General features: G+C 34.6%; 8 protein-coding genes. 7 read left to right on the forward strand and 1 reads right to left on the reverse strand.

The genetic code is table 11. From position 1 onward, the window contains the following. Positions 1–167: 167 nt before the first annotated feature. Positions 168–1,562, forward strand: a complete 1,395-nt coding sequence (locus ACPYKA_RS14615) for a putative glycoside hydrolase (protein ID WP_479542962.1) — start codon at positions 168–170, stop codon at positions 1,560–1,562. Then, complete coding sequence (locus ACPYKA_RS14620; RefSeq protein WP_479542963.1) at positions 1,563–2,411, forward strand: polysaccharide deacetylase family protein; 849 nt, start codon at positions 1,563–1,565, stop codon at positions 2,409–2,411. 363 nt (positions 2,412–2,774) lie between these two features. On the opposite strand, the gene ACPYKA_RS14625 is transcribed toward ACPYKA_RS14620, so the two are convergent. Continuing rightward, the gene (locus ACPYKA_RS14625) at positions 2,775–3,734 is read right to left on the reverse strand and encodes a tRNA dihydrouridine synthase (RefSeq protein WP_479542964.1); all 960 of its coding nucleotides are present in this window, start codon (positions 3,732–3,734) and stop codon (positions 2,775–2,777) included. A 321-nt stretch (positions 3,735–4,055) separates the two neighbouring features. Here ACPYKA_RS14625 and ACPYKA_RS14630 point away from each other — a divergent pair, with 321 nt between their 5' ends. From ACPYKA_RS14630 to ACPYKA_RS14650, 5 genes are all read left to right on the forward strand, one after another. Further along, positions 4,056–4,946, forward strand: coding sequence for a DUF8171 family membrane protein (locus tag ACPYKA_RS14630; RefSeq protein ID WP_479542965.1), 891 nt, complete (start codon positions 4,056–4,058; stop codon positions 4,944–4,946). Continuing rightward, positions 4,934–6,652 (forward strand): ABC transporter ATP-binding protein, encoded by a 1,719-nt coding sequence (locus tag ACPYKA_RS14635; RefSeq protein ID WP_479542966.1) that lies wholly within the window; start codon positions 4,934–4,936, stop codon positions 6,650–6,652. The genes ACPYKA_RS14630 and ACPYKA_RS14635 overlap by 13 nt, the downstream gene beginning before the upstream one ends. Beyond that, a complete protein-coding gene (locus tag ACPYKA_RS14640; protein ID WP_479542969.1) occupies positions 6,636–7,463 on the forward strand; it encodes an energy-coupling factor transporter transmembrane component T family protein in 828 nt (275 codons plus the stop codon). The genes ACPYKA_RS14635 and ACPYKA_RS14640 overlap by 17 nt, the downstream gene beginning before the upstream one ends. Positions 7,464–7,493: 30 nt before the next feature. Continuing rightward, the gene (locus tag ACPYKA_RS14645) at positions 7,494–8,243 is read left to right on the forward strand and encodes a PHP domain-containing protein (RefSeq protein WP_479542967.1); all 750 of its coding nucleotides are present in this window, start codon (positions 7,494–7,496) and stop codon (positions 8,241–8,243) included. A 1,458-nt stretch (positions 8,244–9,701) separates the two neighbouring features. After that, positions 9,702–9,910 (forward strand): YiaA/YiaB family inner membrane protein (locus ACPYKA_RS14650; RefSeq protein WP_479542968.1); only part of this gene is annotated, 209 nt, incomplete at its 3' end.

A 9,910-nucleotide genomic window follows, 5' to 3' on the forward strand; every position in this document is an offset into this window, starting at 1 on the left:
TAATAAAAATTTGTTAAATCAAAAAGACCACGTTAATTTGAAAGCTTAACATCCTTTGACATTTTTCTACAAAACTTTGATACTAGTATAGAAGAAAAGTTGTTTTATAGTTTTATTCGACACAGATAAGGGAATTTAGTAAAAAGTATGATGTGTAAAGGAGGATAATGTTGAAAAAAATCTATTCAATAATACTACTATGCAGCTTTGCTAGCTTTATCCTCGTTGCTTGTGCTTCGGACCAGTCAACAAGTAATGATAATGAAGAGAAAAGAGAAGCAACTGTGCCAAAGGAAGTTCAACAAAATGAAATCTCTAATGAGGACGCTAGAGATAAATCTACTAACGAAGATAACAAAAAACAAGTGAAAGAATTTAATTTCGAGAAACCTGAAAGTGTTCGGGGTCTTTATGTCACTGGTCATTCAGCTGGTGAGGAGAAATTTAATAGCTTGATAGAATTAATTGAAAACACGGATTTAAATGCAATGGTCATTGATATAAAAGATGATTTTGGCAATATCACCTATGAACCAGATAAAAAGTCTCCGTTAGCTTCGTTTGGGAAACCATACATAAAAGATCCAAAAAAAATGTTAAAAGTGCTTAAAGAACATAATATATACCCAATTGCTCGGATTGTGGTTTTTAAAGATTCTGTATTAGCGGATGAAAACCCTGAACTATCTTTTAAGAATGGAAAGGAAGTATGGCGCAATGGTCGGGATGAGGCATTTGTTAATCCTTTCCAAAAAGATGTGTGGGAACATAATCTTATCATCGCTAAAGAAGCAGCTGAAATGGGTTTTGCGGAAATTCAATTTGACTATGTTCGTTTTCCTGAAGGGTTCGAAAACAAAGCAGAAGATCTTGCTTATGATAAAGGAGATTATGAAAATATAGAAAATCAAGAGAAAGCGCGTGTCCAAGCAGTAACTGATTTTGTTACTCATGCTAAAGAAGAATTAGAGCCCTATGATGTAGATATTTCTGTCGATGTATTTGGGTACACAGTGACAGTTCCAAGTGCTGGCGGAATTGGGCAAGACATTGTTACGATCGGTGAACAAATTGATGTTTTATCATCGATGATTTACCCTTCTCATTGGGGAGACGGCAATTTAGATGTCGCCAAACCAGATTTAGATCCATATCAATTAATTCACAATTATGTAGTTAAAGAAAAGGAGAAATTTCTCCAAATGGATACACCACCAATTTCACGACCATGGATTCAAGATTTCACAGCATCCTGGCTAGGATCAGGAAATTATAAAAAATATGGTAAAGAAGAGGTGGAAGCTCAAATACGTGCATTGAATGAAGCGGGTGTTAATGAATTTCTTCTTTGGAACGCTTCAAACAATTATACAGAGAATGTAGATTATACACCTGAATTAGATGAAGAGGTAGTGAAAAAGGTAAAAAAAGAAGATAAAGAATTGAAGAAAGAGATAGAGCAAAAGGAAAAAGAAAAAAACGATATAGAGCGAAAAGATGACGAAGAAAAAGCAAGCGATACAACTGAAGAAGAGAATGAAACAGAAAAAGGGGAAGATTAAATGCGTTTAATAGAGTCATCTCGTCTTCACGTACTTCTGTTTTGTTCACTTATTGTTTTGTTAAGTGCATGTGGAGCAACATCCGAAGAGAGTGCTCCCGGTGACGTAGCGACAAAAGATGAAACAGCAAGTGATTCAACAGAAGTGGAAAAAGAGTCAGCGGAAGAAGAAAACAATACAGATGTTGATGAAAAGAAGGATTCAGAGAATAAAGAGGCTGCCTATAAAGTGACTCCACAGTGGTTTGTTACACCGACGGATGATGCTAGTGAGAAAGTTGTATTATTAACTATTGATGATGCGCCTGACGAACATGCAGTTGAAATGGCGAAAACGTTGAAAGGACTAGATGCTCCAGCCATCTTTTTCGTCAATGGTCATTTTCTCCAAGATGAAGAAGGACGAAAACAGTTGCAAGAAATCAATGAGCTAGGCTTTCCGATTGGTAACCATACAATGACCCATATCGATCTCACGACAATAAATGAAGAAGAACAAAAAAAGGAAATTTCCGAAGTTAATAGATTAGTAGAAGAAATTATCGGTGAAAAACCTAAATTCTTCCGTGCCCCATTTGGGAAAAATACAGAGTATAGTGAGAAACTAGTCGAAGAAGAGGGAATGCTCCTTATGAATTGGACGTATGGCTATGATTGGGATAAAGAATACCAAGATGCCGACGCACTCACAGACATCATGGTGGACAGCCCGTTGTTAGGTGAGGGTGCGATATTGTTAATGCATGATCGTGAATGGACAAACGATGCTCTCGCCGACATCGTTACAGGATTACAGAATAAAGGGTATGAAATGCTTGATCCATTAGAAATTGAAAATGTAAATGATTAAGAAGAATGATGGATGTTGGATAGAATTGTTTTTATTAAGAAGGCTGAGGTATAAGTGAAGTTTATAACTCTAAGAATGAACCAATAATATATAATACTGGAAATATTATATATATGATATTACATATCGCGGTGCATATTTATGTAAATTTTAAAACGGAAAAAGTTCTGAAAGATAAAATTAAGTCCAGTCAAAATTTTAGTTAAGTTAGCGTTAGTAAAATTAAAAGAAGAAATACAAAAGAGCGTCAAATAATTTCTTTAACTATCTTAAACAAGCAATTAGATCCGTGGTTTAAGCCACGGATCACTAAATAGAAACCTCATAAAGAGTATTGTCAGTATCCTATATTCGACACCGCTGCTAACTATCTATATTAGAAAGAATGGCACGCACTTCATCTGTTGATTCTGTGGTCATCAATTGATTTCTTAATTCGCTTGCGCCTTTAAATTCTTTTACATATATTTTAAAGAAGCGGCGCAGCGTTTTAAATGGACGAACGTCTAGATCTTTTGAGTATTTATCATGTAGGTCAAGATGAAGTCTTAGTAAGTTAAGTAATTCCTCACTACTATGAATTTTAGGTTCCTTTTCAAAAGCAAATGGGTTTTTAAAAATTCCTCTCCCAATCATAATTCCATCTACACCATACTGTTCGACAAGTTTCATTCCTGTTTGACGATCAGGTATATCTCCGTTAATCGTTAAAAGAGTTTGTGGAGCTATTTTATCTCGAAGTTCCTTGATTTCTGGGATTAGTTCCCAATGTGCATCCACGTTGCTCATTTCTTTTTTTGTTCGTAAATGAATAGACAAGTTTACGATATCTTGTTCTAGAACATGAGTCAACCATTCTTTCCATTCATCGATATACGTATATCCAAGTCTCGTTTTCACACTTACAGGCAATCCACCCGCTTTGGCTGCTTGAATTATTTGTGCAGCCGTTTCGGGGTGACGGATGAGGCCACTTCCTTTACCTTGAGATGCTACATTATGAACTGGACATCCCATGTTTATGTCGATGCCTTTAAACCCTAATTTAGCCAATTCAATACTCATTGTCCGAAAATGGTCCGGGTTCTTTCCCCAAATATGTGCAACAATAGGTTGTTCATCTTCTGTAAAAGTCAAACGCCCTCTCACATTAGAAATACCTTCAGGATGACAAAAACTATCTGTGTTCGTAAACTCTGTAAAAAACACATCCGGTTTTCCAGCCGCACTAACTACATGACGAAATACAACGTTGGTAACATCCTCCATTGGTGCAAGAATAAAAAATGGACGAGGTAAATCATGCCAAAAATTACTTTTCATTATCTATTCGAATCCTTTCATGAATGCATACTACATAAATATATCACTTGCAATACAATTTAATATAATATTTTGCTTGAAATAAATCCATTACAAATTCAAGCAACTTTACAAATTATCATTTTGGATATAGAAGTACAACTCCCTCCATGATTTGCCTCCATGACAATCTATTAAATTAATTTTTCATACATTTTGTAAAAATATATTTTACCATTGAAATTTTACTAAAGTTTACCTTCTTTTAACCAATTATTAACATCTAATTAATCTTTCGCAGATACAATGAAGATAGTTCAAAAATAAAAGGAGGAAACGATCGTGTCAAATAATTTAGTGAAGAAAACAGAATATACTCAGTCACAGAAAATGATGATTTTTATCCTGGCAATGTCACTTAATGGCCTAGCAAATTTATTTACAGAATTGTTGCCTGAGTTTGAAATAGGTCCTATTGATCTTTCTATTTCATACATGGCTTTTGTTCCGGTCATTCTCGTCATCTTATTTCATCCATTATACGCAGCCCTTGGAGCTTCTATAGGAGCAATTATCTTTGGGGATTTATTACTGGGAGATTTTGGGGGATTAGGTGAAGTTGAAGGATTTCTGCAAATTACTTTAGCAATGTATATTGCAGGACTACTTGTCAGAGATCCAATGAACAAAAAACAAATTTCAATTGCAGTACTTATCGGGGTAGCAATTGATCAAATTCTAGGTGCCATTGTTGATATTGGAAAAGTATGGTATGGAGTAGAAGAATTAGAAGCAGTTCCAGGCTTACCAGAAAGCATTGTCGCAATGGAGGCATTTGACTTCGTTAATAATATGATTATTTCTGGGGTACTGTTCGGATTAATTCCTACACTCTATTTACTACCAAAATTATACGGAAAAATTGAGCCTTTAATGGGAATGAATCCACGAGACAAAAATGAAAAAGCTTCAATTACTGAATTTATTTCTGTTCGTCTAATGATCATCACCATCTTCCTTAGTTTCGTTGGGCTAGTTGCTGAGTTTATGGCGGAAATGGACATCAACTTCGCGGTTTGGGACCCAGGATTCTTAGAGCAATTTGGAAATGGATTTATCTGGTTACCGATATCTGCTGCAGGAATTATTGCTTTTACGGTCATATTTATCGCAGTAAGGTTAACAAAAAAAGCTAAAAAAGAGAAAAAGGATAATGTAAAATGGTCAGCTTAAATCAACCAATTGTAGAAATTAAAGGTGTTCACTATCAATATCCAGGTGCTGAGCATCCGGTATTAAATGGTGCAAATCTAACCATTCATCAAGGAGACTTTCTTGCCATTATCGGTGGAAATGGAAGTGGTAAATCAACTCTTTGTAAAACAATAAACGGTTTAATTCCCCATTATTTCTCTGGACATTATGAAGGAGAAGTCATTATAGAGGGAGAACCTGTTAAAGATCAAGCTGTTGCAACACTAAGTCACAATGTAGGCTATGTTTATCAAGATTTTCAAAATCAATTAATGAAACTAACTGTTCTAGAGGATGTATCTTTTGCTCCACTTAATTTCGGATATGCAGATTATAAAGAAAAAGCGATACAGGCATTAGAACTACTAGGAATAACACATTTGCAAGATAAAACAATTTGGGAGTTAAGCGGTGGAGAAAAGCATTTAACAGCACTTGCAGGTGTACTAGCTCTCAATCCTGAAATACTTATTGTTGACGAACCCGTTGCACAACTTGATCCACAGCATGCAACCGAAATATATGAAAAATTGAAATATTTGAATGAAGAATTAGGAAAAACAATCATTACAATCGAACATCATACCGAATTTATTGCAAATTACTGTAATCAAGTCGCTCTCATTGAAAATGGGAAGGTAAAATGGCATGAAGATGTAAGAAAAGGATTACTCCATGTCACCGAACTTCAAGAAGCACATATTTACCCACCACAGGTAACGCAAGCAGCGATGCAATTAGATAGCTATACATCCAATGATGACCTACCGATTACAGTTGAAGAAGCAATCACTTACTTTAAAAATTATTATTTTTTATCGGATTCAAATTGTTTAAAGCCAAAATTACGGACAACGAATTCAGCCATATTATCCGTATCTGATCTTCAATATGAAGTGAAGTTATTGAATAAAGAAAGAAGAACTGTTTTAAATATAGAGGAAATGACATTTTATGAAGGTGATCAAATTGCCATTGTTGGAAATAATGGTGCGGGAAAAACAACACTAATGAAGAGTCTTGCCGGCATAATTAAACCAAAACAAGGAGCCATTACTGTCGATGGTATTGATGTTTTAAAAACACCTGTTGAAGAACTTTCCAGCTATATTTCCTATATTTATCAAAACCCTGAGGAAATGTTCATTCAAGATACGATTGAAAATGACATTACTTATTTCGGAAATGTACGAAATATCGAGCATGACACTCTATACGAACAGATAGCGGAGTCTCTAGACATGAATCATATACTTCCACTTGATGGTAGATTACTGAGTGGAGGTCAGCAAAGAAGAGCTTCTGTCGCAATTGGTCTTGGTATGTTACCAACAGTCATGATGCTAGATGAACCAACAGCAAGCCTTGATATAGGGAACAGAAAACAATTAATTAATATCCTACATTCGATTCGTGACAAAATAAAAACAGTACTCATTGCAACACATGATATGCAACTTGTTGCAGAATGGGCAACGAGAGTAATCGTCATAGAGCATGGAAAAATAATTTTTGATGGTACGCCAAAGGTTTTATTTGATCGTGTTGAAATATGGCAACAAGCCGGGCTAAAATTACCACAGATTGCAGAACTTAGTCTCGCTTTAAACATCCAACCTGCTTTATCTGTAAATGAATTTGTTGAGAGAATAAAGGAGGCTCATGTTGATGGATCTAACGGCTAAAATAAAAGATGTACTAAATGTAGAAACAATTAAACTTGAGTTAATAAAAACCGCTTTTGGTAAACCCGATGTATACTTTGCTAGAATTGACGCTAGGTTATTAATCTTTTGGTATTTAATCATCAGTCTTTTACCATGGTTTACTTTTAATAATACAATTTTAATCACTATTATCATCTATACAGCATTTCTTGCAGTTATTTCACGAGTAAGCCCGTTAATATTAACATTGCTTGCGATTGGAATCATTACTGAGCTATTTACGATATTTGTTGTTACAGCTTTCTTTGCAGGTAGTAGCTTGGCAACGGTTATGCCACTTCTCACCCTGTCGATGAAAATATTTATCATGTCGATTACCAGTGTCTCTGTTTTTACAAGTATGAGTCCAGAAAAGCTAAGTGATGGGTTATTAAGTTTAGGGCTACCGGCACAATTTAGCTTTGCTGTCTCTTATGCATTTCGTATGTTGCCAATTCTGTTAGATGAGTACCATCAAATTTTTCAATCTTACAGGCTACGCGGGAAAACACCTGAAAAACATGGTTTTGTAAAATGGAGGATCATTTATTATTACATCATAGTTATTATTAAGTCATTTTATCCGTTAATGCTCAACGTAGCAAAACGAACGCGACTTACAGTAGAAGCTTTAGAAGTGCGTGGATTTTCGTATTCGCTTCATAATCCTGAAGCAAAGAAACAAAAGTTAGCCTATTTAAAATTTAGAAAACAAGACTATATATTCATTCTTTCACAAACGATTATTATTTTACTTATCTTATGGTTTGGTGCTACATTTCCATCCTAAGAAAGAACGTAATTAAAAAGGAGAATTTTCATGCATATCGATTTTCATACACATGCGAATTTATCAAAAAAAATAAATGTTTCTCTAGAAACTTTTAAAAAGAAAATGCAAGAAGCAAAAGCAAGTGGACTTACTGCACTAGCGATCACGGAACACTTTAACGCTACAAATATTATAGAGCTATATGAAAAGTTTCAAGAAGAATTTACATATAATAAAGACTATTATGAGATTGAAGGAATGAAAGTATTTTGTGGATTAGAGGTTGACGTGAAGGAAAATGGACATTTTCTCATCATCGGTTCTCGTGATGACATCTTAACGATCGCACGTCTTCTTCTCCCTTTTCATGACAAGGAATCTTTTATTCCAGTAAAGGATCTAATTACTTTACTTGCAAATTTTAATGTATTGAAAATTGGTGCTCATCCATTACGTAAATCAACACCATGGGTTCATCACGAACCATCTATTCTCAAACAGTTTGACGCATATGATTTAAATGGAAAAGATCTATTTACTTATGGATCGGAAATAGAAGAAAGAGTACGTACCTTTGCAAATGAATATAAAATTCCAGTTGTTGGTGGTAGCGACACTCATGAACAACTGCAATATGGATCCATTATAAACATATTCCCAGAATGCGATTCAATCGATGAGCTAAGAGAAGCAATTTACCAACGTGACTATGAAACAATAATTTCACCATGCCTAGAAGTGAAAGTCAAAGCAGCGAGCCAAGTGAAGAAAATAATCAAAGAAATAAGCATTGTTTAAGAAAGAAAATCTCCCACTCCACGTCATATTAGATAAACATACTGATATGACGTGTTTTTTTATTTTTGTTAATCGTGTCAAAGATAATAGAGAAAGCCTTTTGTCTTGGACGTATAATTGGGTAAGCATTCTTATTAGAGAAAAATAGTAACGAAACATATTTTACGATTATTCATCGTAGGGCAAGAATAGAAGGAAAGTATTTAAGTGAAAAATCTTTATCAGATATAACTTTAGTGATGGCAAATTTTGTGATTCGCCTGTGACCAGTCTGGATCGCTCTCACAAAGGCACGTATTTCCTGATAGCCACTATTTTAAAAAGGAAAACCAAGGAAACTTTAAATACATACTATTCACAACGAAGGAAGCAGCTTTTGAACGGTTGAAGTTTGGTCCAAATTAAATGTTCCTTTAGCTATTATTTGTGAGCCGATTGAAAACGGTGAATAAGCTATATTATATAGAAGAAACATTTTGCTTTAAAATGTTTCTTTCGTTTTACCGCATCTAACGCATGCGCCAGTAAAGTAATTATATTTATGTTTTTTAAAAAGGATACAAATTAATGCTTTAAATTTCATGTTGGCTAGCTCCTTCTCAGATGTTATGTCAATATTAACAAATGGAGTTTAATATTTAATTACAACCACATTAAAAAACATTATTTATTTTTGTCTTCATGAAATGTAGTCGTTACTTTTATGGTTAAGTTTTCCACAACTTTCTTGTGGGCCACTTGCTCCGTTGTAAGAAAGTGCTAAAGAAAGGTCTAGAATTTATTGGCAGATAAGAAAGTTTAAAACTTTCCTACTGCTCACTGGCTAAAAGCGCGACGTCCTGGGACTGTAGCTACGCTTTCGTCCCACCGTAAAGATTTGTCGCAACGCCAGTACTAGCACTTCCTGTGCGTCGTAAGTGCAACTTTAGTTCTCGCCAAGGTTTGGCGAAAGCCTTAGTTTTCTAAGATTAACACTGCTCCAAGTTCTGAATAAATATGAGTTAAAGGGAGGAGTTTATTTTTATTGGAAAGTAAAGATCGGTTTTCATGAGGTTTTTTTACAAATCTTCTGAGTCTAGAAAGTAGATGTATAAAATCATAGTCAGTTGCAAGCTCATACGTTCGATTGGTTATGGGATCTGTATTTGGATTATAACTTTAGCTCAAGTGGCCAAAGTAAACAATTTAAACTTGATGTCTTGCTTTTATTTAAAATTATTTTCATTTTATCGTCCCATAAATCGATAACGCATTTTCGGTTGAAAATAGGAAGAAAACGCTTGATATGAATCTAAAAGACCATTGCCATCAGGTGTTAACTCAAGTAAAATATTAATAATAATAATATTGTTTAACAAGCAATGTTATACTTATTTACTTTGGATAATGACAAAGGTACAATGATGTACCCGCAATGTTAAAAATGTATCGAAAAAGGATATTAGGGGGGAAGATTAAATGTCTAATGAGCACGATGTTTTACTAGATAAAAGGAAAGAAAAGGAACAAAAAGTTAAAACGGAAAGAAAAGAAGGAGCGCCAACTCCAGCTTTTATAGGGGCATCTTGGGCAGCGTTGATGTTGGGTGTTGGGGCTTATCTCATAGGTTTATTTAATGCCGCAATGGAGCTAAACGAAAAAGGATATTATTTTGCCATTTTAGTATT

The sequence above is a fragment of the Pseudogracilibacillus amylolyticus (SeqCode) genome (assembly GCF_051918545.1).
Lineage (GTDB): Bacteria > Bacillota > Bacilli > Bacillales > Amphibacillaceae > Pseudogracilibacillus.

Coding starts and splice junctions, on each gene's coding strand:
- ACPYKA_RS14625 (WP_479542964.1), bottom strand. CDS start 3,734: ATGAAAAGTAATTTTTGGCATGATTTACCTCGTCCATTTTTTATTCTT.
- ACPYKA_RS14645 (WP_479542967.1), top strand. CDS start 7,494: ATGCATATCGATTTTCATACACATGCGAATTTATCAAAAAAAATAAAT.
- ACPYKA_RS14620 (WP_479542963.1), top strand. CDS start 1,563: ATGCGTTTAATAGAGTCATCTCGTCTTCACGTACTTCTGTTTTGTTCA.
- ACPYKA_RS14615 (WP_479542962.1), top strand. CDS start 168: ATGTTGAAAAAAATCTATTCAATAATACTACTATGCAGCTTTGCTAGC.
- ACPYKA_RS14635 (WP_479542966.1), top strand. CDS start 4,934: ATGGTCAGCTTAAATCAACCAATTGTAGAAATTAAAGGTGTTCACTAT.
- ACPYKA_RS14640 (WP_479542969.1), top strand. CDS start 6,636: ATGGATCTAACGGCTAAAATAAAAGATGTACTAAATGTAGAAACAATT.